Source organism: Paenibacillus protaetiae (assembly GCF_004135365.1).
GTDB classification, from domain to species: domain Bacteria; phylum Bacillota; class Bacilli; order Paenibacillales; family Paenibacillaceae; genus Paenibacillus_AP; species Paenibacillus_AP protaetiae.
Genome location: NZ_CP035492.1, coordinates 3,747,501 through 3,774,006, shown reverse-complemented (window position 1 = coordinate 3,774,006; position 26,506 = coordinate 3,747,501). Strand labels below are relative to the sequence as shown.

The window sequence follows — 26,506 nt, the reverse complement described above, 5'->3', positions numbered from 1 at the left end:
GCGGTCTACACATCATGTTGTACTTTATCATTCTAACCGACATGTCCTTATATTTGGCGGAGATCGGCATCGGTACGGCTTCGACCGTCGGCTATTTTTCCGCCGCCTCCATGCTGGTCATTTTTCTGGCGGGACTTGTGTTCTCTGCTCTGACCAAAAAATTGAATCGTTATCTGGTCCCTCTCGGGATTGTTCTTTACGGTTTCGGCTTCCTGCTGGAAAGCCTCGCTCACTGGACGATAGCCATTGCAGTCGTTGCCATCGGTTTTGCTCAAGGCTTGTTTTTCCCGATGTCATTTACCAAGACCGCCCAAATCGTTCCTAAAACAATGAAATCATCATATGAAATCGAAAAAAAAAACGGTTTCAAGAAACTGATGAAGCTGGTATCGAGGGAGTCATTGGGCGATACTCCAAATCAACTCAAATGGCATATGAACTTCGGCTTAAAAGTTGGGATCACGCCGAACGAAATTACAGAAATCGCCACCCATTGCATTCCGTTTTGCGGCTTTCCTCGTGCTTTAAATGCCGTTGGCGTCGCAAAACAACTTTTTGCTGAACAAAATATCGAAGTAAACATCGCGGACGAGCTACTACAAAAACTCGTCACGTTAGGAGCCTTAACTGCTCAAGGCGAGGCGGGTGCGAGCCACAGTTGCATGTTCATCTCAATGCCGCAATTCGTGTAGGTCTTACGAGACAAGAAGCGATTGAGGCACTACTACAATGCTCCCTTACACGGGATTCCCTAAAGTGTTGAATGCTATAAAAGTTGCGAAAAGAGTTCTTCTTATCGCATTAGGCGACCAAGTGGCGGTACAATTCTCAATTAACCGGTACGATAGTTAAACATAAAGGGTTCCACATATTAGTCATGACTAATATGCGGAACCCTTTATGTTATTTTGATCTTCTTAAGTTTAGGTCTTGATCATTTTCAGTCTAATACGTTATTTTCACTGTACACAAAGGACGTCCAAGGACTCTTCCTCTTACTCCACCGTCACACTCTTCGCGAGATTGCGCGGTTTGTCGACATCGTTGCCGCGGGCAAGCGATGCATAATAGGAGATCAGCTGCAGCGGGATAACCGCTACGGCCGGCGCCAGCAGCGGCAGCGTCTTCGGAATCGCAAACAGCTCGTCGACCGACTTCGCCGCTTCCACTTCCGCTCCTGCATTAACTACAGCAAATACGAAGGCGCCGCGCGCTTTTACTTCCTTAATGTTGCTAAGCGTTTTCTCATACAGCTCTTCCTGCGTAATCAGCGCGACAACCGGAATGCCGTCTTCAATCAGTGCCAGCGTGCCATGCTTCAGCTCCCCGGCTGCATATGCTTCGGAATGAATATACGAAATTTCCTTCAGCTTCAGCGAGCCTTCTTGCGATACGGCATAATCGACACCACGTCCGATGAAGAACAGATTGTTGTGCTTCGACAGGTTATCTGCAATTTGGCGCAGCACTGTTTTTTGCTCCAGCACTTGCTCCACTTGCTCCGGCAAATTCTTCATTGCGGCAAGAACCTCAGCTACATACGCCTGGTCTTTCGTGCCAAGCGTTTGCGCCAGATGCAGGCCAAACAGGTAAAAAGCAATCAATTGCGTCGTGTACGCTTTCGTTGAAGCAACCGCAATTTCCGGGCCAGCGGACGTGATGAGCACATCATCCGCTTCGCGGGCAACCGAGCTGCCCACTACGTTCGTAATCGCGAGCACGCGCGCGCCGTTCCGTTTCGCTTCACGCAGCGCTGCAAGCGTATCGGCCGTTTCGCCGGATTGGCTGACCACAATAACAAGCGTATCTTCGGTAATGATCGGCGAACGATAGCGGTATTCCGAAGCTACATCCGTTTCTACCGGAATACGCGCCAGCGATTCGATGACCGTTTTGCCGACAAGTCCGGCATGGTAGGCGGTGCCGCAAGCCACAATCTGTATTTTGCGAATCGCTTTAATATAGTCCGCCGTCATGCCCAGTTCGGTAAGCTGTACCGACTTGCCGTCTTCGGCAATGCGGCCCATCATCGTGTCGCGGTACGCTTTTGGCTGCTCGTGAATCTCTTTCATCATAAAATGATCAAATCCGGCTTTCTCTGCCGTTACCAGGTCCCAGTCGACATGATATATTTCCTTGGAAATAGTTTCGCCGTCCGTCGTCATCAATTCGACACCGCCGCGTGTCAAAACAGCCATTTCACCGTCGTTTAAAATATATACATTACGCGTATGCTCCAAAATCGCCGGAATGTCGGAGCCGATAAAGTTCTCGCCTTCTCCAACGCCGATGACCAGCGGGCTTGCAAACCGAACCGCCACGAGGCGCTCCGGTTCATATTCCGTCAATACGCCAAGCGCAAACGCGCCGCGCATTTTGCTTACCGCCCGTTGAACAGCTGCCACAATGTCGCCTTTGTACTCTTCCGCAACGAGGTGCGAGATGACTTCCGTATCCGTCTCCGACACGAATACATGGCCTTTCGCGATCAGCTCTTCCTTCAAGTCCAGGTAGTTTTCGATAATGCCGTTGTGCACAACCGAAAATTTCGCCGAATTGTCCGTATGCGGATGCGAGTTCACATCCGACGGCTTGCCATGCGTTGCCCAGCGGGTATGACCGATGCCGACAAAGCCGTGAAGCGGCTCATCGCGCAGTTTATCTTCCAGCACCGCAAGGCGCCCTTTCGATTTCGACACTTCCAGGCCGTTATCCGTAAACACCGCAATGCCTGCCGAATCGTATCCCCGGTATTCAAGCTTCTTCAAGCCTTCGATCAAAATATCCTGAGAGTCGCGCTTGCCAATATATCCTACAATTCCACACATAATGAAATAGACCTCCGTTACGGTAATTTGCCGTATTCCGGATGCCCGCCACTAGCGCGACACAGGCTGTATTTGGTTGTCACATATCCATCATCATAATAAAAATGTGTAACCCTTCTGCCCGTGCCCAGCCCTTCAGGCGGCATCGCAGACATACGGGAGCTAAGTTGATCGTTCAAATAAATAAAATAAATCCCTTCTGCCTGCCGTACGTTTGTCGGACCGGTTGCCCTGGTCCATTTGCATATCGGCTTTCGGTTGGCAGCTATAACCGGGAGGTCCCCGCCGAACAATTCGAACACCTCCACCTCGTCAGCTTCCCGTATGAACGTACCTTTGCGATCGGTTATAGTGTTGGCTTAACGCCGTAACGCCATACAAACCGAGTCCCTTCAAAAGCATCATTCATCACGCAAGCTCTGGCGCTTATAAATCAGTAAAACCTCTGTCCTCGCTTTCCTTCCGGAATGATATTACCTAATCATATTCATTTTCATGCCATAACGCAACCTTATCCGCTGCCGTTTGAACGGCAATTTGCCTAATTGGACAGGTTTTCCGCTTTAATCCTTGCCTTGCTCAATTATTTACGCCTTAAATCATTGATTCGCTAAAAAAAAGGCTGTCTCCCGCACGGCTGCGTGCGAATCCGCGTGCCTTGCAGAAACAGCCGATCTTATAAAGCTTCTTGCACTGCCCTGCAGAGCAGGGACAATCCGGTATAACGGGCATGCCGCCGCTAGCGGCACTGGCTTTCACGAGGTGCCGCCGCAAACAAACGGCTTAACTCCGCTCGCGCCGGAGCCTGGCGTTTAGCCAAGCTGCTGCTTCACGACTGCGGCGATTCGCTCCACATACGCTTCTACCGCCGCCTTATCCGGCGCTTCCGCCATGACGCGGATGAGCGATTCCGTACCCGAAGGACGGACCAGCACGCGGCCGTTGTCGCCCATCTCCCGCTCCACTTCTTCAACCGCTGCCGCAATAGCTTCATTGCCGGCGTACAGCGCTTTGTCTGCAACACGCACATTAACAAGCACTTGCGGGTATTTGCTCATCAGCTGCTTCAGCTCGCTTAAGCTTTGGCTCGATTCCACCAGCGTGTCTACCAGCTGCAGCGCGGTCAGAATGCCGTCGCCCGTTGTATTGTAATCGAGGAAAATGACATGTCCGGACTGCTCGCCGCCCAGGTTGTAGCCGCCTTTGCGCATCTCCTCCATCACATAGCGGTCGCCTACTGCCGTTTGCTGCGTGTGCAGCCCCAGCTTGCTCGCCGCTTTAAAAAAGCCGATGTTCGCCATTACCGTCGTAACGATGGTGTCGTTCGCAAGCTTGCCTTTGCGTTTCATGCGGTCGCCGCAAATGCACAAAATATAGTCGCCGTCCACTTCATTGCCTTTATCGTCAATTGCAATCAGCCGGTCTGCATCGCCGTCGAAAGCAAGGCCCAAATGCGCGCCGTATTGCAGCACTTGATCACGCAAATATTCCGGATGCGTGGAGCCAACGCCTGCGTTAATGTTTTTGCCGTCCGGCTCGGCGCCTACCGTAATAATTTCAGCACCCAGCTCGCGGAAAATACGCGGAGCCAGCTCATAGGCAGCGCCGTTTGCGCAGTCGAGCACGATTTTCATGCCATCGAAACGGTTCGACACCGTTGTTTTCAAATATTCGAGGTAACGCAGCTTCGCTCCCTCATCCACCGTTACGGTGCCGATATCGCCGCCAACCGGCCGCGGCAGCGTGTCCTGCTCCGCGTCGATCAGGCGCTCGATCTCCAGTTCCGTTTCATCCGACAGCTTGAAGCCGTCGCCGCCAAAAAACTTTATCCCGTTATCTTGAACCGGATTATGGGAAGCCGAAATCATTACGCCTGCATCAGCCTTAAGCTCCCGCGTCAAATAAGCGACAGCCGGTGTCGATACGACGCCCAGACGGATAACGCTTGCCCCAATCGATAACAGCCCGGCAATAAGCGCCGCTTCCAGCATTGGACCGCTAATGCGCGTATCCAGCCCGATAACGACCTTCGGCTTGTCGGCTTGCCCGGTCAGGACATACCCTCCGCAGCGTCCGATTTGATAAGCCAGCTCCGGTGTCAGCTCTTGATTGGCAACGCCGCGCACACCGTCAGTTCCGAAATACTTCCCCATATTGATTCATGCCCCTTTATCCATTATGTTCAGTTCATTATGTTCATTACCCGTCCTGCTGCAGTACAGGACATTGGCCTACTGCTTCTAGTGTATAGTAAGCACGATAGGCTGTTCTTGTTACCCGGACTTAAGCCAGGCCCGCCAGGAGGATGCACTTCAGTTCATCCGGTTCCGTCAAGCCTTGTACTGCTTTTATTCGCCCGCCGCTGCGCTCTCGCCGGCATTCCCGCTTCCTGCGGCGCCGCCGCTATTCTGGCCGCTTCCGGCTCCTGCGTTGTTCGAGCCGCCATTAGCGCCGTCATGCGGATCGGAAGAGCTTCCGGAACCGCTTCCTGTGCCGGCGCCTTGACCGGCGTTTGCACCGCTGCCAGGACCCGAAGGCGAGCCGCCTCCGCTTGCTGGCACCGATCCGTCCGAGATGACAATCGTAGCATGCAGCTGCTGTCCGTCCGCCAAATGAACAAAAGGAGGCAGCTCTACACCCAAATTTATATCATGCGTCCCCGGCCCAAGCCCGTTCAAATCGGCAGTAAGCTTAATGCTGCTTGGCTGCAGGCCGTTTAATGTATTTGGAGATCCGCTTACCGTTACGTCCATTAAGCCGGATGCCGGCGTTTTCCAAGCTGCCGTCAACCCATCGCCTAAGCCGGTATAGGCAATCGGTACGCCTGCGATCGTATTCGTCTGCGAGCTGCTTACCCGGTAATTTAATGTCACTTCCGACGGCTCGGTTTTGACCACGCCGTCCGCCAGCTTAACTTTGACTTTCATGCTCCCTGATTCCTTCAGCTTGGACAAATCCACGTTGACGCCGACGTAGGAATCAAGGGAATCCAGCACTTTTTGTTCGGCGTAAACAAGCACTGATTTTTCTGAAATATAAACCGAATCAACGCCGATTCCGTCCGGAACGGTACCTGTAAAGCTCATTTTGAGCGGCAGCGATTTAGAAGGAGGCAGCACCGGCAGATCAATGTCCACCGTGCTTGGCTCGACTTTCGCATCCGTCATTTCTTTGCCTTCCGTATCGTAAACGACGATCTCCGCTTTTTTGCTCGTGATCGGTTTATTAGCGCCGTCCACGTTCACCTTCGCTTGTACGGAGCCGACAAACGGCATCTCATCTTTCGGAAGCGTCACGTTAACTTTATCCGGGGTTATAACAGGTGTTCCCGCTTTATAACCATTCGCAGGCGTTCCTTCGGTTATGACCTGCGGCGCAAAAGCTTTTGTCTCAATCTCGACAATTTCGACTTTAACCGTACGCGGCGACATATCCGTCACCTGGACGCCCTTCGGCAGCTTTTCCTTCAGCGTAATGGTATGCTCGCCCGGACCTAGGCCGCTCAAATCCGCTTTGATTTGGTAATCCGAATCCGACGCAGTCAGCAGCTCCGATCTCCTGCCTTCAACGACCATCCGCACGACGGTCGGCTCCATATCGACGAGCGCATACCTTGTCTCATCAAGGCCTTCTGCACGAATCGGAACGGCTTCGAATACTTTCGTTTCGGTGCTTGCCGTTACGACGGTCGCCGGCGTGTCCTGATCAATATGAACGACAGCCCATAACAGGAGCGCTACAAGAAACGAAATGATCTTCAGCGCAGTCGGATGGTTCAACCATTTATCCATGGCGGCCTCCGATCCGCTTCCAGAACGAAGCAACGGTCCGTTCTTTTTCCTTGCTGCTTTCAGGCACCGTCAGCTCATCAAACAGCTTGGAAATAAGCGCTTCTTCATTAATATCGCGGACAACCATGCCGTTCATGGCGAGAGATACTTGTCCGGTTTCTTCCGATACGACTACCGCCAAAGCATCGCTGTTTTCGCTGACGCCAATCGCTGCCCGGTGCCTTGTGCCGAGCTCCTTGCTTATGAACGGATTTTCGGACAGCGGCAAATAACATGCCGCAGCCGCAATTTGGCTGCCCCGAATAATAACCGCTCCGTCATGAAGCGGCGTATTAGGTGTAAAAATGTTAATAATCAGCTGAGAAGTAACCCGCGATTCCAACGGGATGCCGGATTCCATAATTTCGCTCAGCCCGGTGTTCCGCTCAAAAACGATCAGCGCTCCGATGCGCCTTTTGGCCATATGCTGGACCGCCTTCATGATCTCGTCCAGCTGCTGGTTGACCGTGTCTTTGTCATTCATGCCGGAACGCGCAAACAGCTTGCCGCGCCCGAGCTGCTCCAGCGCCCGCCTTAGCTCCGGCTGGAAAATAATAAGGATGGATACTACGCCAAATGTGAACATCTGATTCATCAGCCATTTCAGCGTATACAGATCAAACCATGTGCTGACTGCCCATGTCGCAACTAGGACGAATATCCCCTTCATCAGTTGAACCGCACGCGTTCCCCGTACAAGCTGAATCAATTTATAAATTATATAGCTAACGATCAGGATATCAATAATATCTTTCACCCAATCATGCCAAGTCGTATCTGCAAAATAGTTCATAAACCAACCCCCAAACGCCAATTGCGCGTTTTTCCCTACTGCGTGAACAAGCAAAAGTAAAACAACAACTTTATTGTTTTCTAGAAACGGGATTGGAAATCCTTCATTCCACAAAAAATACCGAAAAAAATGAAGCGGCTTTGCTCTAGTCTGCTTCAGCGCGGCTCTCTCATTCCAAAAGCCCGAAAAAAAGAAACTGCCCCCTCGCAAGGGAGGCAGTTTATCGTTATGAAGCGATATCGTTAAACGTCTCGGTCACTTTGTACCAAAACCAGTCGAGCGCTTGGCTGATCGTACGGCTTTGTCCGATAATATGACCGGTAGAAGCAAGGTTAATCTTGCCGTCAATGACGGTCACATTGCCGTTCACTTCGCCCTGCACATCGGCGCTTCCGTTCTCGACAATCAAATTGCCGTCAACACGGGTACCGGCCGGCACGATAACATTATTGCCTTGAATAATGACATGCTCCAAATCTTCGCCCGATACAACAAGCTTGGTATCCTGCTGCCACATCGCGAGGAAACTCCCGAGCATGACAAGCACAAAAACAGCCGCAACCGCAAGTCCCGGATACCGGTACAAATACCGGAGCGTTTTGGGCCGTACCTGCCGCGGTGCAGGCGGAAGCTGGCTCAATATCCGCTCGTTCAGCCGGCGGGAAGCCTTTGCGTCGTATCCGGCATCCGGCACCGCTGCTTCAATCGTCCGAAACACCATCGCTTCCGTACGCTCCAGCTGCTCGAATCGCGCCATGCAGCCGGAGCAGCTTCGCAAATGGTCCTGCAGTAAAGCTATATCGTCACGCGGCAGCTCGCCGTCCAAATAATCGTGCATCCAAACGTTGGCGACGTTGCAATTCATAGCAGCCAGTCCTTTCCTCAAGTTGCTTCGATACAAATTCATTTCTCTTGTATAAAGTACGTAACGACCCGTACGATGTTTCAAAAAAAGTTCGAACCTCGAAATCCAAATGCTTACAGCTTATGCTCCAGCTTTTTGCGCAAAAACTCCCGGCCGCGGTGTACTCTCGTCTTAATTGTCGTTACCGGCATATCCAGCACTTCGCCAATTTCCTGCAAAGACATGTCTTGAATGTACCGAAGCATCATAATCGTCTTATACTTTGGAGGAAGCGATTCGATAGCCTGATGGACAATCTTTTGCGTTTCCGTCAGCAGCACTTCCGATTCCGGCGTGCGGTTATCGCTTGGGATCATCGAATACCCGTCGAGCCCTTCGTGCTCGGAAGACTCCGCATCAAGGGAATAGGACGGCTTCCGTTTGCGAAGACGGTCGATGCACAGATTCGTTGCGATCCGGTAGATCCAGGTCGAGAACTTTAAACCTTCATCATATTTGTCCAAGTTTTTATAGACGCGCAGAAAGGTATCCTGTACGACGTCTTCCGCCTCCTGGCGGTTATTTAACATTCTATAAGCCATGTGGAACAGCTTGTCTTGATACAGATCCACTAGCTCAGCAAATGCCCGCTGGTCGCCTTTCAATGCAAGCTTGGCGAGGCGGGCTTCCATTACATTCACCGCTTCTCCTCCAACTCTCCATACCGCTGCAATTACCCTTTAACATCCTTCTGAGGGCTGCCTTTAAAAAAAATGGTAATGCACCGGGCACGAAAAAGCAAGCTGCATCCCAAAAATACCAGCCAAAAAGTGCAAATGCAGCGATTCGCTGGCCGCACAGTAAAAAACCGGGCCGCTTCATGCCCGGTTTTACCTTTTTACTTCTTCTGCATTACAAAGAGCCGGACATCATCGTTTTGAGCGCACCTTCAATCGTGCTGGTCGGGATCGCAAAACCGATGCCCTGCGCTTCCGAATTCACTGCTGTATTGATGCCGATCACTTTGCCGCTTGCATCGAGCAGCGGGCCGCCCGAGTTGCCGGGGTTAATGGACGCATCCGTTTGAAGCAAATGCTCGTACTGATGGTCTTCGCCGTCTTCGCCGGTTACCGTAATCGGACGTTCCTTTGCGCTGAGCACGCCAACTGTCATCGTATGGTCAAAGCCGTACGGGTTGCCGATTGCAATGACCCAGTCGCCGATCGGAGCTGTATTTGAATCGCCAAGTTCCAATGTCGAGAACGGCTTGCTGCCGTCTACCTTCAGCACAGCGAGATCCAAATTTTTGTCGCTGCCGACCACTTTCGCCGTAAACGGCTCGTCGTAGCCTTGTACGGTTACTTTCAGCTGCTTGGCGCCATCAATGACATGTTCGTTCGTAAGCAGATAACCGGATTTTTCAAAGAAAAAGCCGCTTCCTTCCCCCGTCAGCACCAGATTCGAGCTGTCTTCATCTTGTCCCTGGGAGCTGTCGCTTTGCTGCCGGTTATGGCCGTCGCCTCTGGAGCTGCCGCCGTGCCGGCCGTCATCGCCAAAAAACGGGCTGAAATAATCGTTCATGCTTTGCTGCTGCGACTCGCCGTAATTTTCGATTTTAACGACGGCCGGGCTTGCCGCTTCATAAATATCCGATATATTTGCTTCCACGCTTTTATCTGAAGCTGTCGTCAGCCCCGACGATTGTCCCGCCATGGATACGGCCGGAGCGCTTCCCGCTCCTCCCGTAAATAACCCGAGCCGGTCTGAGCCGAACATCAGGCCGCCAACCGCAACAGCCCCGACCATAAAAGCGGAAAACATGGCGAGCGCCGGACGGCGGCGTTTCTTCTCCTTGCGTTCTGCCTGCCCGTTAAACCGGCTGAGCTCATTTTCGTACGCAGTAATGAAATGCCGGTTTTCATCTTCATAGCGGTATCCCGCCGGCTGGCGCTCCTCTTCAAACGCTCGGTTATGTTGTGCTGCCGATGTATAATCATCCTTATAATTGCCGTTATGTTCTGTCATTTGTTTTCCCTCCTGTAAGCTGCCGATGTAACAGCTGTTTTCTATGTCTCTATCATGCAGCAGCCACCTTAAACCAAACTGAAAGAAACCTAAAAGGAGGTTAAAACCTGGCGAATCGCGGGTAATATCTATCGTTCAGCACAAAGAGCCACGCTTTAAAAGCGTGGCTCTTTGTCTATTCGCTCGTATAAGAACGTTCGCAGCCGATCAGCCTGTATTGCGCAGGCCGGCAGCAATGCCGTTAATCGTCAAAAGCACTTCGCGAAGCAGCTCGGTGTCATCTTCTTCTTTCTCGCGTACCGCCCGCAAGTCGCTGAGCAGCTGTACCTGCAGGTAGCTGAGCGGATCAACGTACGGGTTGCGCAAGCGGATCGATTCCTGAATAACCGGCACGTTATCCAGAATGTCCTCTTGTCCCGTAATTTTCAAAATCAGCTCGGACGTCAGTTTAAATTCATCTTCAATCAAGCCGAAAATGCGGTCGCGGATCGCTGGATCCGATACCATATTGGCGTATTCTCTCGCAATGAGAAGATCGGCTTTCGCCAGCGCCATCTGCAGATTGTCAATTAGCGTGCGGAAGAACGGAAACTCTTTAAACATCGTTTTTAACGTTTCCAGCTTCGCAGGATCCTCTCCGATATAGCTGCGGAACGCAGTGCCCGCCGCATACCATGCCGGCAGCAAATAACGGCTTTGCGTCCAGGCGAATACCCAAGGAATCGCGCGAAGGTCTTCAAAGCGGTCGCTGTTTTTCCGTTTGGAAGGGCGGGAGCCGATATTCAGCTCGCCTACTTCACTGAGCGGCGTCGATTCTTTGAAGAAAGTCATAAAGTCGGCATCACGGAAAATGAGATCCTGATATTTCGTCAGCGCCGTTTCGGAAATGGTGCGCGAAATATTTTCCCATTCCTGCAGCGCTTCCGGCTCTTCTTCCGGATATTTCGCCAGGCGGGCTGCCGTTATAAGCGCCCACGTTGCTTGCTCCAGGCTCCGGTAAGCAATGCCCTGCATCGAATAACGGGAAGACAATACTTCGCCTTGCTCCGTAATTTTGATACCGCCGCCAACCGTATGCGGCGGTTGAGCGAGAATGCTGCGGTTCAGCGACATGCCGCCCCGGCCAAGCGCTCCGCCGCGTCCATGGAAGAACTTCAGCTTCACGCCGTGTTCGCCTGCAGCGGACGTAATATCGTTCATGGCTACGCGCAGCTCCCAGTTCGCTGGAACAACGCCGCCGTCTTTGTTGCTGTCCGAGTAACCCAGCATAATCTCATGCAGATTGCCGCGCGCTTCTACCGCCTGGCGGTAAATCGGCAGCTTAAACAACCTCTCCATAATCGCCGACGCGGCGTGCAGGTCGTCAATCGTTTCAAACAGCGGCACCGATTGAATCGTACAGGTAACCATGCCGTCTTTTTCTTTGCGGAACAAGCCGACTTCCTTGGCGAAAACCATTACTTCCAGCATATCGCTGGCGCCTTGGGTCATGCTGATCAAGTAGCTGCCGATGCAGCCCTCGCCAAATTCTTTTTGCGCCTTATAAATCGTCTGGAACACATCCAGGCATTCGCGTGTCGATTCCGAGTAGTCAAGATGGCTCGACGTAAGCGGACGCGGATCGTTGAGCAGCGATTCAAGCAAGCTGATTTTCTCGTCTTCGGATAGGGCCGAGTAATCGCTTGTAATATTCATTTTCGCCAAAATTTCCGTCATGGCGTTCTCATGCTCTTTGCTGTGCTGGCGGACGTCCAGCTTGGCCAGGAAGAAGCCGAACAGCTCCACTTGGCGGATAAGCTTGGACACGCTTGAATCCGCCACATAATTCGCAAAGTGGCTGCGCAGGCTCCGGTCAATGATAAACAGGTCGTCCAGCAGCTCTTGAGGCGAATTGTAACGCATCGGCGAACCTTTCAGCGATTCATCGCGGGCATTCGCCAGCTTCTCCAGCATGTAGCCGAGCTTAATGCGGTAAGGCTCTTGCGTATTGCGCCACAGCTCGATATTTTTAATTTCGACCTGCTCGCTGTCTTTGCGGATCGATTCCTTCAGCTCGTCTGTAATATCCACGATAGTCGTGCTGAAGCTGAGCATGCGCATCAGATCTTTCAGCTTCTCTTCATATTTGCGAAGAGCAAGCCCCCGGTGCAGCCTAAGCGTCTGCCATGTAATCGTCGCTTTGACGGAAGGATTGCCGTCGCGGTCGCCGCCAATCCAGGAACCGAAGCGCAAATATGTAGGCGCATGCCAGCGGTGCTCCGGATAATATTTGGTCAAGCAGCGCTCCAGTTCTTCATAAACATCCGGCAGCGCTTCAAACAGCGTTTCATCGAAATAATAAAGGCCGTTGCGTACTTCGTCGATTACCGTCGGTTTCCGGTTGCGAATTTCGTCGGTTTGCCATAAAATTAAGACTTCGTTAACCAGCTTCTCGCGCAGCTTTTCGCGTTCGCGGTGCGTTAAGGAAGGGTTGTCCAACTCCATCATCAGATCGCCGATTCGTTTGTGAATATTGAGCACGACACGTCTCGTAGCTTCTGTTGGATGGGCGGTCATCACCAGCTCCAGCGATATGCCTTCCAGCAGCTCCTGAACAATTTCCGGCGCAATGCCGCGTTCTTTTAATTCTTTCACTGCGCTCTCAATAGAACCGCTCTGGACTTTCTCGCCCGAAGAACGTTCATATTCGCGTTTGCGTCTAATACGATGAATTTGCTCCGCCGTATTTACAAGCTGGAAATAAATAGCAAATGCACGAATAACATTATGGCGCTGCTCCGAGCTGAGCGAAGATACAGTTGATTTGAATTGTTCAAACAATTCAGAATTGAATTCCGCACGAAGCGATTTGCTTGTCTCGCGGATATGCTCAACCGTGTCGAGAAGTTGCTTCCCGCCTTGATGCTCTAATACCTCTCCAAGTATGTTGCCTAGGAAACGGACATCCCGGCGCAGCGAATTGCTGGGCTGCGAACGATTGGCCGTTGTGGCGGCTGAATCCTGTTCCGACATCGTAAATCCTCCTGTAAAGCGTCAACGTGCTGACGCAATTAATCTTTTTCAATCATACTACAAATCGTAAAGCGGTAGAAGCCCGCGAATGAAAGTAATTTCAGCCTCCACCAGCCATTTTGGCGCTTATTCGCCCAACAACTGGACATAATGGCTCTTTCCTCAGCAAAAATGGACCGATACCTTATATTGGAAGGCATTCGGTCCATCCGTATTATCGTTTGACGGCTCTCCGCAGAAAGAAGGAGAAAAACAACCCTACGGCCGCTATGCCGGTTGCAATAATAAACGCATCGTTAATCCCTTTGATCGTCGAGTGGGTTGCCGCTAAACCGTATACGGTCTGAACCGCCAGTGACTGGCCGAATTCAGGCGGCAAGCCGAGCAAAGCGGACATGCCCAGCCCAAGGCCGCTCAGTTCGTTGGCGATTTCGGCATTGGCAAGTGTAATATTGTTGCTGTAATCGGCCAGATGGATGGTCGTCCTTGACGACATGACTGTAATAAGCCAGGCAGTGCCGATGGAAGCTGCAATCTGTCTGATCGTATTCGACATGGCCGTACCGTGGCTGGCTAGATGGGGAGGAAGCTGATTAAGGCCCTCCGTCTGGACAGACATCATGAGCAGCGACATCCCAAAGCTTCGCACCGTATACAGCAGCATAATATGCCCGTAGGTGGTCGAATCGGTAAATTTGCTGAACTCAAAGGTAGAGATGACCGTAATGAGCAGCCCGATAATGGCAAGCGGTCTCGATCCGTACCGGTCATAAAGCGAACCGGAAATCGGCGACATAACCCCCATGAGCAAAGCGCCCGGCAGGAGCATAAGACCGGACTGAAGCGGCGTAAACCCCCGTATGCTTTGCAAATAAATCGGCAGCAGCAGCATCCCGCCGAACATTGCCATATTGACCGCCGAACCCACCAATGTAGAAATGGTGAAAATATCGTATTTGAATACGCGGAACTCCAGCATCGGTTTTTTCATGCCCAGCTCCCGCAATACAAAAAACAAAATAAATACGATACCCAGCGCCAAATTTAAAATAACCGTCAGGCTTGACCAGCCTTTATCCCCTGCCGAGCTGAAGCCGTAAAGTAAGCAGCCGAAGCCGATTGTAGAAAAGATGACGCCCAGCAGGTCAAATCGCGGTTTGCCAAGCTTGGAGATGTTCCGGAGCCATAATCCCGCCAAAATAATATCCAAAACGGCAAGCGGTATAACCATGAAGAACAAAAGTCTCCATGTATAATGCTCCACGATCCAGCCGGACAACGTCGGCCCTATCGCCGGCGCAAACATCATCGCGATCCCCATTGTTCCCATGGCGGCGCCCCGCTTCTCCGGCGGAAATACGGTCAGGAATACGTTCATAACAACCGGCATAATAATGCCCGCTCCGGCCGCCTGCACGACCCGGCCCACCAGCAAAATGCTGAAGCCTGTACTGATTGCGCATATCAAGGAACCCACAGTAAACAGCGACATCGCCAGCACAAACAAAAAACGGGTCCCGTACTTCTCAATCAAATAAGCGGTAATCGGAATAAGCACGCCATTTACAAGCATATAGGCGGTAGACAGCCACTGCGCCGTTGTAGCCGTAATATTCAAATCGGTCATAATGTGCGGAAGGGCTACGTTGAGCAATGTTTGATTCAGGATGGAGACGAATGCCCCCAGCAGTAAAACCCCAATCGTGCGTCCTACCGAAAAGTTTTCCATATCAACACATCCTTTAAATGTGCACTCGGACTGTAGCGTTCATACCAGGAACGATGCCGAGATTGCTGTACCCCTCGATAGATATCCGCACCGGAATGACTTGAACAACCTTGGTATAGCTGGCATCGGTATTGGAAGTAGGCAGCAGCGAGAAACTCCCCGCCGTAGCCAATCCGATCTGCTCCACGCGCCCTGTCAGCGTCTCATCCGGAAATGCGTCTACGTACACATCCACGGTTTGGCCAACCTCGATGTCATTAATTTTGGTCTCTTCGATATTGGCCGTTATCCACAAGTTATTTAAGTCGTACGACTTGGCAAGCGAAGTGCCCGCTCCCACGATCGAATGGTTAACCGCTGTCGACTGGACAATTGTCCCGTTTGCCGGCGCTTTCACATCAACGGTCGTAGTGCCGCTTTTTACGGTGCCAATGGTGTCGCCTTGGTTATATTTTTTGCCGACCTCGCCGCTCCATGATGAAAGCTCTCCTGCGGAAGGGGCTGCGATCGAAACTTGCATTCCGCTTACTTGCGCATTGTCGGTTTTAATGTAATTGGCGGTTTCGACATAATAATAAATCCCCCCGCCGGCTGCCGCCAAAATCACAACAATTACGATAATATTGATCAATATCGCACGTGTATTCATGATCCATTCGTCCTCCCTGTCTGTTTCAGCTTTAGTCTGTGTTGATTTTGTCCGTATTTGGATGAGAGTATTCTCGCCGCTTTGACATAAATTTAGGCCGGAGGGGCATTAATATGTACGAACATCAGGCTAGCGAAAGGAAAGATGACGCATGAAAGTATATGTGGTTTATGACAGCGAAAGCGGCCACACCGAAGCTTTAGCCCGTTCGGTGGCCGATGGAGCGCGAACGGTGGATGGAGCAGAAGTCATATTGCGGCGGGTAGATGAAGCCGATCCTCGCGATCTGGCGGATGTGGATGCCATCTTATGGGGATGCGCCGGCCATTTCGGCACCGTCAGTTCCGGCCTGAAGGAGTTTATCGACAGATTGGGTTACTTATGGGCGCAGGGCAAGCTGGTCGGCAAGGTCGGAGGCGTTTTTTGTACCATTGCAACGCTGCACGGCGGACTTGAAGCGACCTTGCTCAGCCTCATTGTTCCGATGCTTCATCAAGGCATGATCGTAGTCGGGCTCCCGGGCAATATTCCTGAAAATGCGCTATACGGCTCTTATTATGGCGTTGGTATCGTATGTCCGGTTGAACAATCGCGTAATGATCCGCTTAACTTGCCGCACGGCGACGATCTTGTTCTGGGCAAAGCGCTTGGCAGACGAGTAACCGAAACTGCGCATCGGCTGAAATCGGCCAGGTACTAAACGATGATTTGGGTGTTTATTGCTGTCGTTATCGTCGGTTTGATCTTTATCATTGTGTATAACGCCAGATCGTCCAAGCCCGCAGCCAAAAAGGGAAAAGCGGGCAAGGAGGAAGTTCAGGCGCCTGATACCGCATCAGACAACCTTGGCCAGCCTGCGGCATCTGCCGCAGCCGATGCCGATGCGTTCCGGAGCGATAATGCCTCCGCCGGGCAGCGCGAAGCTGGCTCTGCCGGCCAGTATGAAGCGGAGGCAACCGCCGGCCGCCTGGCAGATGCCCCTTCAGCAGCGTCGGCGTCCGGCGAGAGCCACGCGGATACAGGCAGCGGCGGACAGGGCTATCAAGCGCCCAAACGCAACCGCACGCCGTCTTCCGTCAAGCTGGTCAGAGATAATGATTTCCGCAGCTCGCTGCGTCAGCTTTCCAACCAAGAAAACGAGGATCTTCATGAGAAAATGAAGACCGACGACGCTTACCGCGATGCCTTGCGTTCGTTAAACCACCAGGCCGCGTCGAGACGAAAGGAGTAGGCTAACATGAGTGACCATGAGGTTTATGATGTAATTATGTCCATGGAGGCAGACACGCCTGTACCGGACGGAGATCATTCTTTAAGCGACGAGGCTTACCGTCAGGCATTGCGTCAGTTCGCCCATCCGGAAGCTGATCATTCCGCTGAAGATGATTTCGAGCAGTTAACCTGACCCGCTTCTAGCGAAAATCATTCTTGCAGTCCCCGCTATCTCCGGCTGGAGGCCGATGGAGACGCTCCTTTCATTGGATACGATTAGATCATCCAAGAAAGGAGCGTTGTTTTATGAAATCACCTTTATCCGCCGCTGCGCCGGCCGCCGCTGTTTTCCGCAATCGGAACTATATATCGCTTATGGCTTCGCAGCTTGTATCCAATTTGGGCGACTGGCTGTACCTGATTGCCCTGCTTACGGTTGTAGGCTTCAAATGGAATGCTACCTCATGGGAAGTTACGCTGATGATGTTATGTATGGTTATTCCGGTGCTAGTGGGCGGCCCGCTGTCCGGCGTGTTAGCCGACCGGATGGAGCGCAAGAAATTAATGGTTTTATCGGACCTCGCCCGCGTTATCATTATGGCTGCCTTTTTGGCCGCCGGCACGCTTTGGCAAGTTTATGCCCTCCTCCTTGTAAAAGGAATATTTGACACTTTGTTTTCTCCCGCCAAAAACGGCAAGCTGAAGGAGATCGTCCCCAAGGAACAACTCGAGCAGGCTATTTCCATTAGCGCAACCATTGAACAAGGCAGCAAAATTATCGGCCCGGCAATCGGCGGTTTCCTGTATGCTGCTTTCGGTGATAATGCCTGCTTTATGATTAACGCTGTCTGCTTCGCCGTTTCGGCTTTGTTTTTGCTCAAAGTGCCCGGCAAACACCAGCTTGTCACGAATAAGCCCAGCCAGAACGCGCAGAACCCGGCCGCTGTGAACAATGGGGCGCCGGCCAATGCCAAAAAAAGATCCGTTATGGCGGATCTGGCAGAAGGCTTGCGAATCATTGCCGGCATTCCCGTTATTGCATACGGTCTGATGGTGCTGGGCATTGTGCTGCTGGTGCTTCAAATCGCTGATTCCCAGGTCGTTGTGTTGTTCCGCGGCATCGAAGGACTGCCGCATGGCTTGCTTGGTTACTGCATTGCTTTAAGCGGGGCTGGCACGTTGCTGGCCACCCTATCCATCCGTTTCCTCAAGTGGCCTCCGCTGACCAAAATGGCTGCTGGCGGCGCCATAATGGGAGTCGTGTTTTCCGCCGCCAGTTTGCTGGCTGCTCATGGACCGTATAATGGGGTTGGCTATTTCCTTCTCGCCGCTTGTTTTATGGTGGCCGGCTTTGGCGCAGGAATGACTTTTTTACCGTTCCAAATTACCGTGCAGCAGCATACGCCGGAATCACTAACCGGGCGCGTGTTCGGAACGGTATCCAGCGTTACATCCTCCGCTGTGCTGCTCGGCCCCTTGCTCGGCGGCCTGCTCGTAACCGCCTACGGCGTAACAACAGCATTCCTGCTGTCCGGCAGCATTATGGCCGGTATCGGGATTTTGCTCCTCCTGTTCAGCAGACGTATAGCAAACAGCCCGGGCATGCACAGGTCCCCCACAGCGGCTGAAGCTGTATCCAAGATGTGAACAACTTGTTCTGTGGATATGTGTACAACATCTCATTTATCTTTTATTAATGCCGTTTATTATTCGGTTGATAATGTGAATAATATTGTGGATAAAATGATAATGCCTGTGTCCGGAGTGCGGATACAGGCATTATCGTCTGCAATAAGAGAACACTCTGGCGCGGAGCTGCCGGCTTAACTACAGGCGAATCCCCGCTTGCTATTCAACCGGATTCCACCGCTTGGGTGTTTTAACCGCATAAACAACAAAAAAAAACCTTGAGTCCTCAAGGTTTTGGTTATTTGCATATGGAGCGGGTGATGGGAATCGAACCCACGCTATTAGCTTGGAAGGCTAAAGTTCTACCATTGAACTACACCCGCAAATCATGGTCGGGATGACACGATTCGAACATGCGACCCCCTGGTCCCAAACCAGGTGCTCTACCAAGCTGAGCTACATCCCGTTAAACATATGTGGTTGAAGAATGGCGTGCCCTGAGAGATTCGAACTCCCGGCCTTTTGATTCGTAGTCAAACGCTCTATCCAGCTGAGCTAAGGGCACATGGAGCGGACGACGAGATTCGAACTCGCGACCCTCGCCTTGGCAAGGCGATGCTCTACCACTGAGCCACGTCCGCAGGATTGCTGCCTTCTTCGTTCTTCGCCGTTTATCGCGGCGACAAGATATAATATATCATCTCTTCAAATGAAATGCAACTGTTTTTTGAAAAACCTTTTGTAAAATTTTTTATGCATTTATTTTCCTCATACAAAATAAATTTATGCGATTTTGGGCTGCATTTCCGTCGCCATCGAACCTTATTTTCCGCCGTTCCAAAGTCCCTGTAATTAAAAAGGCAGGTTGTTCCGAATGGAATCGGACAGCCTGCCTCCGTCATTTTATAACTTCGCTTAAGCGCCTGCAGCCTGCAGTACCTTTTCATGGCCAAAAGCAACTTTGTTTGCAATAGGTTCGCCAGCCAGCGAATAAGGCAAGCAAAGCGGAACGCCTGTGCGCGGATCTGGAATGATATCCGCTTCGATGTTAAACACTTCCCGTAAAATTTCATGTGTCATTACTTCTTCCGGAGAGCCTTCTCCGGATACAGTACCTTTTTTGATCGCAATCATATGGTGCGCATAACGCGATGCATGATTCAAATCATGCACAACCATAACAATCGTCCGATTGTTCATCTCGTTCAGCTTTTGCAGCAACTGCAGCACTTCGAGCTGATGGGCCATATCCAAAAAAGTTGTTGGCTCATCGAGGAAAAGAATGTCCGTCTCTTGAGCAAGCGCCATCGCAATCCAGGCGCGTTGTCTTTGACCGCCGGACAGCTGGTCGACGGGACGGTCGGAGAATTCGCTCATGCCCGTTGCTTCAATCGCCCATTTCACAACCTCCCGGTCTTCCTTCGTTACCGTTCCGAATCCTTTCTGATAAGGGAAACGACCGTAGGAGACTAGCTCAGATACGGTAAGGCCGTCAGGCGCGGTTGGATTTTGCGGGAGAATAGCCAGCTGTTTCGCCACTTCCTTCGTAGACTGCTTATGGATGGACTTCCCGTCCAGAAGCACACTTCCGTTTGCAGGCTGCATAAGGCGTGCCATCGTTTTCAGGATAGTGGACTTGCCGGATCCGTTGGAACCAACAAGCGCCGTAATTTTCCCCTGAGGAATCGCAATATTTAAGTCTTGAACGATTAGCCGATCATCATAAGCAATATCAAGTTTCGAGGTAGTCAGCCGAATCAATGCGTACACACTCCTTTTCCAACCACGCCATGGTGTTGTTGTTTTTATCATTCAAAAATTCAAATTAAAAAGACCGCATTTGAAGTTCAAATGGCTAATGCCTAAATTAGAATCGTTCCAATTATGAGAACCATTATCAATTAAATCCAATGATAATAGTTCTCAGCAGGAAAGTCAATGCTTTAGCCTTTTATTTGCAACAAAATAGTGTGGATAATCGCGATTATGTCCGCATTTATTCACATGTGGATATTCGCCGCTGACCGTTTATTTCAAATGGAAGCCTTGCCGGCTCAAAAACTCGCGCATATGCGTACGGTTGCGGGAAGCCTTCGCTTCCATCGCCTCGGACCAGGTAATGCCCGATTTCCCCTGCGAACGGCTGATCATATAGCTTCTATGGGCATGGTCGTAAGTATGTACCGCCTCCAACACTTTATCGGGTCTATACCGATTCTCCGCATATACCCCTTCCAGCGGCAATCTTGGACGTCTCAGCGGCTCCTGATCCGGTACGCCGATGCACATGCCAAACACAGGATACACGCCTTTCGGCAGCTCCAGCAGCCGTGCAACCTCAGCAGGATCATTGCGGATTCCCCCGATATAGACAATGCCAAGCCCTAACGACTCAGCCGCAATCGCAGCATTTTGTGCCGCAAGCGCCGCATCTACCGTAGCGACAATGAAGTTCTCCGTCATGCCGGCGGGCTCTGTCTCCTCGTCTTTATGCAGCTTAATCGCCTGATCATAACGGTACAAGTCTGCACACCAGACAAGAAAAACCGGTGCTTCCGCTACATAAACCTGATGGCCGCTTAACTCAGCCAGCTTACTGCGAAGCTCCTTATCCGTTATACCGATAATGGAATAAGCTTGCATATTGCTTGAGGTTGAGGCGCTTTGCGCCGCCTCCACAATATCGCGCAGCTGCTCGGGAGAGACAAGCTCATTTGTAAATTTGCGTATGGAACGATGCTGTTTAAGCAGGTTAATCGTTTCGTTCATCAATTATCCACTCTCCTTATCATTCATGGGCTTAGTCTTCTTAAAGATTACCTAACTCGAAGGAAAAATCCAAATCTCATCCAGCGCGCTGCACAAAAAGCTCTTTTTTTGCATCCACAGCAAAAAGCAGAAGCCCCCTGCTGACCAAGAGCTCCCGCTTTTATGTTCAAGCATCACATCTACTTCGCCTTCCCCGGCACTAAACGATGCCATAGCCAAACTGCAATCGAGGCGGCTCCCAAACCTAAACCTGCCCAAGTAATACCGGCCCAGCCGTTTTTCTCCCAGATTAAGCTGCCGACAAAAGAACCAAACGCTCCGCCTACAAAAGTAGACACCATATAAATCGTGTTGAGCCGGCTTCTTGCATCATTATCCAAGCTGGATATCCGTGATTGGTTAGCGACCTGGGCCCCTTGGATACCAAGGTCCAGCAAAATAATTGCTGCAACAATCCAAATAATGCCCGAAAATGACCGGAGCAGTAGGAACGCAGCCAATATAAAAATAATCATGATACCAACAACAGTGCCTGGTTTGATTCGGTCTGCCAAACGCCCTACAAATGGCGCACAAAAAGCGCCTACCGCCCCAACAAGACCAAACAATCCAATCACTTCGCTTGTATAATGATAGGGCTCTGCTCCAAGATGAAATCCAAGAACCGTCCAAAACAAGCTGAATGTTGCAAAATTGATGGCGCCAATTAAAGTGCCTTCCCGCAATGTCCGGTGTTTCCGGATTAAGCTGCCCATCGAAAACAGCAGCTTACCATACGGCAAAACGCCTGAAGGTTTTGAATTCGGCAACTTATCTTTCAGCAGCAGTAAAAAAACGAACATTATGGCTGCAGCCAAGCCGTACATTAATCGCCAGCCCCATAAACCGCCAACCGCTCCGGCAACCGTCCTAGCCAGCAAAATACCGGTCAGCAGCCCTCCTACAACCGTACCTACCGCTTTTCCTTGCTGATGCCCTTGGGCAATTTGAGCTACCCATGGAATGATCACTTGCGGAACAACAGATGCCAGCCCTACGATAAAGCTGGCGACATACATCCACAACAAGCTGGGTACAAGGCTTGTAGCAAGCAGCGCAACAATAGCAGCAAGCATTAAGTAACGGATCAGCTTCCGCCGATTGACAATATCGCCTAAAGGGACAAATAAAAACAACCCTGAAGCATACCCGATTTGAGTTGCAGTCGATACATATCCGATGGAATCCGAGCTGACATGAAAAGCTTCCTGCATTTGAGTAAGCAACGGCTGGTTGTAGTACAGATTGGCGACACATACACCGGATGCAGTGGCCAGCAACATTAGAAGGCTTCTCGGCAGCCTAGATTCATTAGCCTGGACCATTTCGCTCACGCCATGTCCTCCTTTGTCTAATATGGCATAGATGATTAAGAAAAGTAAAAATGAAAAAACCCGAGAACCTTATTAAGGGCTCTCGGGCTCAGTATGCGCGTAGAGGGACTTGAACCCCCACGGTCTCCCGCTAGATCCTAAGTCTAGTGCGTCTGCCAATTCCGCCATACGCGCAAAATAAATGGTGAGCCATGAAGGACTCGAACCTTCGACACCCTGATTAAAAGTCAGGTGCTCTACCAACTGAGCTAATGGCTCTAACATGGCTGGGGATCAAGGATTCGAACCTTGGAGTGACGGAGTCAAAGTCCGTTGCCTTACCGCTTGGCTAATCCCCAATATCAGTTAAATGGTGGAGGGTGAGGGGATCGAACCCCCGACCCTCTGCTTGTAAGGCAGATGCTCTCCCAGCTGAGCTAACCCTCCACACGAATATAAAGTTAATGGTGACCCGTAGGGGATTCGAACCCCTGTTACCTCCGTGAAAGGGAGGTGTCTTAACCCCTTGACCAACGGGCCGCACTCCTCGTGCGCCTCGATATGTATAAGTACCGAAGCAAATCCTATTGCAACGTTTTGCAAAATGGAGCTCTCAACCGGGATCGAACCGGTGACCTCATCCTTACCATGGATGCACTCTACCTACTGAGCTATGAGAGCAAATGGCTCCCCGAACAGGACTCGAACCTGTGACAACTCGATTAACAGTCGAGTGCTCTACCAACTGAGCTATCAGGGAACATTTCAAACCAAGGTTTTGCGCCTTGAAAACTGGATGCGAAAGGTGATGCAATGAATCTTTAGCTTGATTTAGGATAAGCCCTCGACCGATTAGTATTCGTCAGCTGCACGCATTGCTGCGCTTCCACCCCGAACCTATCCACCTCGTCGTCTACAAGGGGTCTTACATACTGGGAAATCTCATCTTGAGGGGGCTTCACGCTTAGATGCTTTCAGCGCTTATCCCGTCCGTACATAGCTACCCAGCGGTGCTCCTGGCGGAACAACTGGTACACCAGCGGTACGTCCATCCCGGTCCTCTCGTACTAAGGACAGCTCCTCTCAAATTTCCTACGCCCACGACAGATAGGGACCGAACTGTCTCACGACGTTCTGAACCCAGCTCGCGTACCGCTTTAATGGGCGAACAGCCCAACCCTTGGGACCTACTTCAGCCCCAGGATGCGATGAGCCGACATCGAGGTGCCAAACCTCCCCGTCGATGTGGACTCTTGGGGGAGATAAGCCTGTTATCCCCAGGGTAGCTTTTATCCGTTGAGCGATGGCCCTTCCATGCGGTACCACCGGATCACTAAGCCCGACTTTCGTCCCTGCTCGACTTGTTGGTCTCGCAGTCAAGCTCCCTTATGCCTTTGCACTCTCCGAATGATTTCCAACCATTCTGAGGGAACCTTTGGGCGCCTCCGTTACTTTTTAGGAGGCGACCGCCCCAGTCAAACTGCCCGCCTGACACGGTCCCCCTACCGGATTCACGGTAGCGGGTTAGAACTCCGATACGATCAGGGTGGTATCCCAACGTCGCCTCCACACAAGCTGGCGCTCATGCTTCCCAGGCTCCCACCTATCCTGTACAGATCGTACCAAAGTCCAATATCAAGCTGCAGTAAAGCTCCATGGGGTCTTTCCGTCTTGTCGCGGGTAACCTGCATCTTCACAGGTATTAAAATTTCACCGGATCTCTCGTTGAGACAGCGCCCAAGTCGTTACGCCATTCGTGCGGGTCAGAATTTACCTGACAAGGAATTTCGCTACCTTAGGACCGTTATAGTTACGGCCGCCGTTTACTGGGGCTTCGGTTCACAGCTTCGGGATTGCTCCCTAACCGCTCCCCTTAACCTTCCAGCACCGGGCAGGCGTCAGCCCGTATACTTCGCCTTGCGGCTTCGCACAGACCTGTGTTTTTGCTAAACAGTCGCTTGGGCCTTTTCACTGCGGCCCCCTCGGGCTATTCACCCTACCGAGGCACCCCTTCTCCCGAAGTTACGGGGTCATTTTGCCGAGTTCCTTAACGAGAGTTACTCCGCGCGCCTTAGCATGCTCTGCTCGCCTACCTGTGTCGGTTTGCGGTACGGGCACCTTCACCTGGCTAGAGGCTTTTCTCGGCAGCCGGAGATCATGACCTTCGGTACTCTAAATTTCCCTCCCCATCACAGCCCAGCCTTATGATGTGCGGATTTGCCTACACATCAGCCTCACTGCTTGGACGGACTATTCCATCAGTCCGCGTCACTACCCTTCTGCGTCACCCCATTGCTCATAACGGTTTACGGTGGTACAGGAATTTCAACCTGTTGTCCTTCCACTACGCCTTTCGGCCTCGCGTTAGGTCCCGACTTACCCTGAGCGGACGAGCCTTCCTCAGGAAACCTTAGGCTTTCGGCGGACAAGATTCTCACTTGTCTTTTCGTTACTCATACCGGCATTCTCACTTGTATACTGTCCACCAGTCCTTACGGTCTGACTTCAACCTATATACAACGCTCCCCTACCCCTAACACTTCTTAAAGTGTAAGCCATAGCTTCGGTGGTGTGTTTAGCCCCGTTACATTTTCGGCGCAGAGTCACTCGACCAGTGAGCTATTACGCACTCTTTAAATGGTGGCTGCTTCTAAGCCAACATCCTGGTTGTCTTTGCAACTCCACATCCTTTCCCACTTAACACACACTTGGGGACCTTAGCTGATGATCTGGGCTGTTTCCCTTTTGACAATGGATCTTAGCACTCACTGTCTGACTCCCGGTAAACATATCTATGGCATTCGGAGTTTGACTAGACTTGGTAACCCTTGGCGGGCCCCGCATCCAATCAGTGCTCTACCTCCATGATACTCTATACCGAGGCTAGCCCTAAAGCTATTTCGGGGAGAACCAGCTATCTCCGAGTTCGATTGGAATTTCTCCGCTACCCCCACCTCATCCCCGAATTTTTCAACATTCGTGGGTTCGGGCCTCCAGTGCGTGTTACCGCACCTTCACCCTGGACAGGGGTAGATCACACGGTTTCGGGTCTACGACCACATACTCATTCGCCCTATTCAGACTCGCTTTCGCTGCGGCTCCACCTCTTCGGCTTAACCTCGCATGGGATCGTAACTCGCCGGTTCATTCTACAAAAGGCACGCCATCACCCGGCGTTTTTCCAAAGGAAAAGACGCACATGGGCTCTGACTTCTTGTAAGCGCACGGTTTCAGGTTCTTTTTCACTCCGCTCCCGCGGTGCTTTTCACCTTTCCCTCACGGTACTGCTTCACTATCGGTCACTAGGGAGTATTTAGCCTTGGCAGATGGTCCTGCCGGATTCCCACGGGGTTCCTCGTGTCCCGCGGTACTCAGGATCCGTCTCGGAGGGTGCTGACTTTCGGTTACAGGGCTTTTACCTCATCTTGCGGGCCTTTCCAGACCTCTTCGCCTACCCAACACCTTTGTAACTCCATGTGAGACGTCCTACAACCCCAAGAAGCAAGCTCCTTGGTTTGGGCTGTTCCGCTTTCGCTCGCCGCTACTGACGGAATCACTTTTGTTTTCTCTTCCTCAGGGTACTTAGATGTTTCAGTTCCCCTGGTATGCCTCCCTCTGACCTATGTATTCAGTCAGTGGTGACTGCCCATTACGACAGCCGGGTTTCCCCATTCGGACACCCCCGGATCAAAGCTTGCTTACAGCTCCCCGAGGCAGTTTCGTTGTTCGCCACGTCCTTCTTCGGCTCCTAGTGCCTAGGCATCCTCCGTGCGCTCTTATTAGCTTAACCTTGCATTTTTCCAGTGGAAAAGTGCATCGTTTGCGTTTCTCCAA

18 protein-coding genes, 11 tRNA genes, 1 rRNA gene and 1 pseudogene are annotated in these 26,506 nt (G+C 51.5%); 6 read left to right on the top strand and 25 right to left on the bottom strand.

Features of this window, described 5'->3' with window-relative positions; translation table 11 throughout:
* Nucleotides 1–14 precede the first annotated feature (14 nt).
* Both ET464_RS20045 and ET464_RS20925 read left to right on the top strand, forming a co-directional pair.
* Nucleotides 15–692: a carboxymuconolactone decarboxylase family protein gene (locus tag ET464_RS20045; RefSeq protein WP_208543865.1), complete on the top strand. Its 678-nt coding sequence runs from the start codon at nucleotides 15–17 to the stop codon at nucleotides 690–692.
* A pseudogene (locus tag ET464_RS20925) lies at nucleotides 644–763 on the top strand (carboxymuconolactone decarboxylase family protein); the annotation flags it as partial. The gene ET464_RS20045 and the pseudogene ET464_RS20925, both read left to right, overlap by 49 nt.
* A gap of 232 nt (nucleotides 764–995) precedes the next feature.
* Here the strand turns inward: ET464_RS20925 and glmS are convergent.
* The 10 genes from glmS to ET464_RS17445 all read right to left on the bottom strand — a co-directional run bounded on the left by glmS (nucleotide 996) and on the right by ET464_RS17445 (nucleotide 15,710).
* Nucleotides 996–2,828, bottom strand: coding sequence for a glutamine--fructose-6-phosphate transaminase (isomerizing) (gene glmS / locus ET464_RS17490; protein ID WP_129443168.1), 1,833 nt, complete (start codon nucleotides 2,826–2,828; stop codon nucleotides 996–998).
* Between the two features lie 812 nt (nucleotides 2,829–3,640).
* A complete protein-coding gene (glmM, locus tag ET464_RS17485; RefSeq protein WP_129443166.1) occupies nucleotides 3,641–4,981 on the bottom strand; it encodes a phosphoglucosamine mutase in 1,341 nt (446 codons plus the stop codon).
* 195 nt (nucleotides 4,982–5,176) lie between these two features.
* On the bottom strand, nucleotides 5,177–6,619 hold the full coding sequence (locus ET464_RS17480) for a CdaR family protein (RefSeq protein WP_129443164.1): 1,443 nt from the start codon (nucleotides 6,617–6,619) through the stop codon (nucleotides 5,177–5,179).
* Complete coding sequence (gene cdaA / locus ET464_RS17475) at nucleotides 6,612–7,451, bottom strand: diadenylate cyclase CdaA (protein WP_129443162.1); 840 nt, start codon at nucleotides 7,449–7,451, stop codon at nucleotides 6,612–6,614. Before cdaA ends, ET464_RS17480 begins: the two co-directional genes overlap by 8 nt.
* Nucleotides 7,452–7,677: 226 nt before the next feature.
* Nucleotides 7,678–8,316, bottom strand: coding sequence for a zf-HC2 domain-containing protein (locus ET464_RS17470; protein WP_129443160.1), 639 nt, complete (start codon nucleotides 8,314–8,316; stop codon nucleotides 7,678–7,680).
* Nucleotides 8,317–8,429: 113 nt separating this feature from the next.
* Complete coding sequence (gene sigW / locus ET464_RS17465) at nucleotides 8,430–8,987, bottom strand: RNA polymerase sigma factor SigW (protein ID WP_425271778.1); 558 nt, start codon at nucleotides 8,985–8,987, stop codon at nucleotides 8,430–8,432.
* Nucleotides 8,988–9,207: 220 nt separating this feature from the next.
* Nucleotides 9,208–10,320: a S1C family serine protease gene (locus tag ET464_RS17460; protein ID WP_129443156.1), complete on the bottom strand. Its 1,113-nt coding sequence runs from the start codon at nucleotides 10,318–10,320 to the stop codon at nucleotides 9,208–9,210.
* Between the two features lie 207 nt (nucleotides 10,321–10,527).
* A complete protein-coding gene (gene ppc / locus ET464_RS17455) occupies nucleotides 10,528–13,332 on the bottom strand; it encodes a phosphoenolpyruvate carboxylase (RefSeq protein ID WP_129443154.1) in 2,805 nt (934 codons plus the stop codon).
* 214 nt (nucleotides 13,333–13,546) lie between these two features.
* Nucleotides 13,547–15,061 (bottom strand): DHA2 family efflux MFS transporter permease subunit, encoded by a 1,515-nt coding sequence (locus tag ET464_RS17450; protein WP_129443152.1) that lies wholly within the window; start codon nucleotides 15,059–15,061, stop codon nucleotides 13,547–13,549.
* 13 nt (nucleotides 15,062–15,074) lie between these two features.
* Nucleotides 15,075–15,710, bottom strand: a complete 636-nt coding sequence (locus ET464_RS17445; protein ID WP_129443150.1) for an efflux RND transporter periplasmic adaptor subunit — start codon at nucleotides 15,708–15,710, stop codon at nucleotides 15,075–15,077.
* 151 nt (nucleotides 15,711–15,861) lie between these two features.
* Between ET464_RS17445 and ET464_RS17440 the strand changes: the two genes are divergently transcribed.
* The 4 genes from ET464_RS17440 to ET464_RS17430 all read left to right on the top strand — a co-directional run bounded on the left by ET464_RS17440 (nucleotide 15,862) and on the right by ET464_RS17430 (nucleotide 18,569).
* Entirely contained in the window at nucleotides 15,862–16,410 is a 549-nt protein-coding gene (locus ET464_RS17440; RefSeq protein WP_129443148.1) for an NAD(P)H-dependent oxidoreductase, read from the top strand.
* Nucleotides 16,411–16,413: 3 nt separating this feature from the next.
* The gene (locus ET464_RS17435; protein WP_129443146.1) at nucleotides 16,414–16,941 is read left to right on the top strand and encodes a hypothetical protein; all 528 of its coding nucleotides are present in this window, start codon (nucleotides 16,414–16,416) and stop codon (nucleotides 16,939–16,941) included.
* 6 nt (nucleotides 16,942–16,947) lie between these two features.
* A complete protein-coding gene (locus tag ET464_RS19915; protein ID WP_165280042.1) occupies nucleotides 16,948–17,115 on the top strand; it encodes a hypothetical protein in 168 nt (55 codons plus the stop codon).
* 113 nt (nucleotides 17,116–17,228) lie between these two features.
* Entirely contained in the window at nucleotides 17,229–18,569 is a 1,341-nt protein-coding gene (locus ET464_RS17430) for an MFS transporter (protein WP_129443144.1), read from the top strand.
* 291 nt (nucleotides 18,570–18,860) lie between these two features.
* On the opposite strand, the gene ET464_RS17425 is transcribed toward ET464_RS17430, so the two are convergent.
* From ET464_RS17425 to ET464_RS17355, 15 genes are all read right to left on the bottom strand, one after another.
* Nucleotides 18,861–18,934, bottom strand: a tRNA-Gly gene (locus ET464_RS17425).
* Between the two features lie 6 nt (nucleotides 18,935–18,940).
* Nucleotides 18,941–19,017, bottom strand: a tRNA-Pro gene (locus ET464_RS17420).
* A gap of 22 nt (nucleotides 19,018–19,039) precedes the next feature.
* A tRNA-Arg gene (locus ET464_RS17415) sits at nucleotides 19,040–19,116 on the bottom strand.
* Between the two features lies 1 nt (nucleotide 19,117).
* Nucleotides 19,118–19,192, bottom strand: a tRNA-Gly gene (locus ET464_RS17410).
* A 274-nt stretch (nucleotides 19,193–19,466) separates the two neighbouring features.
* Nucleotides 19,467–20,312: an ABC transporter ATP-binding protein gene (locus tag ET464_RS17405; protein ID WP_129443142.1), complete on the bottom strand. Its 846-nt coding sequence runs from the start codon at nucleotides 20,310–20,312 to the stop codon at nucleotides 19,467–19,469.
* Between the two features lie 267 nt (nucleotides 20,313–20,579).
* Nucleotides 20,580–21,320, bottom strand: a complete 741-nt coding sequence (gene nfsA / locus ET464_RS17400) for an oxygen-insensitive NADPH nitroreductase (RefSeq protein ID WP_129443140.1) — start codon at nucleotides 21,318–21,320, stop codon at nucleotides 20,580–20,582.
* A 179-nt stretch (nucleotides 21,321–21,499) separates the two neighbouring features.
* Nucleotides 21,500–22,684 carry an MFS transporter gene (locus tag ET464_RS17395; protein ID WP_129444537.1) on the bottom strand — a complete coding sequence of 395 codons (1,185 nt, stop codon included), beginning with the start codon at nucleotides 22,682–22,684 and terminating at the stop codon, nucleotides 21,500–21,502.
* 103 nt (nucleotides 22,685–22,787) lie between these two features.
* A tRNA-Leu gene (locus ET464_RS17390) sits at nucleotides 22,788–22,867 on the bottom strand.
* Nucleotides 22,868–22,875: 8 nt separating this feature from the next.
* Nucleotides 22,876–22,951 (bottom strand) — tRNA-Lys (locus ET464_RS17385).
* A 5-nt stretch (nucleotides 22,952–22,956) separates the two neighbouring features.
* Nucleotides 22,957–23,031 (bottom strand) — tRNA-Gln (locus ET464_RS17380).
* A 12-nt stretch (nucleotides 23,032–23,043) separates the two neighbouring features.
* Nucleotides 23,044–23,119 (bottom strand) — tRNA-Val (locus ET464_RS17375).
* 18 nt (nucleotides 23,120–23,137) lie between these two features.
* Nucleotides 23,138–23,212, bottom strand: a tRNA-Glu gene (locus ET464_RS17370).
* A 65-nt stretch (nucleotides 23,213–23,277) separates the two neighbouring features.
* Nucleotides 23,278–23,353, bottom strand: a tRNA-Thr gene (locus tag ET464_RS17365).
* A 3-nt stretch (nucleotides 23,354–23,356) separates the two neighbouring features.
* Nucleotides 23,357–23,432, bottom strand: a tRNA-Asn gene (locus ET464_RS17360).
* 72 nt (nucleotides 23,433–23,504) lie between these two features.
* A 23S ribosomal RNA gene (locus ET464_RS17355) occupies nucleotides 23,505–26,462 on the bottom strand.
* Nucleotides 26,463–26,506: the final 44 nt, after the last annotated feature.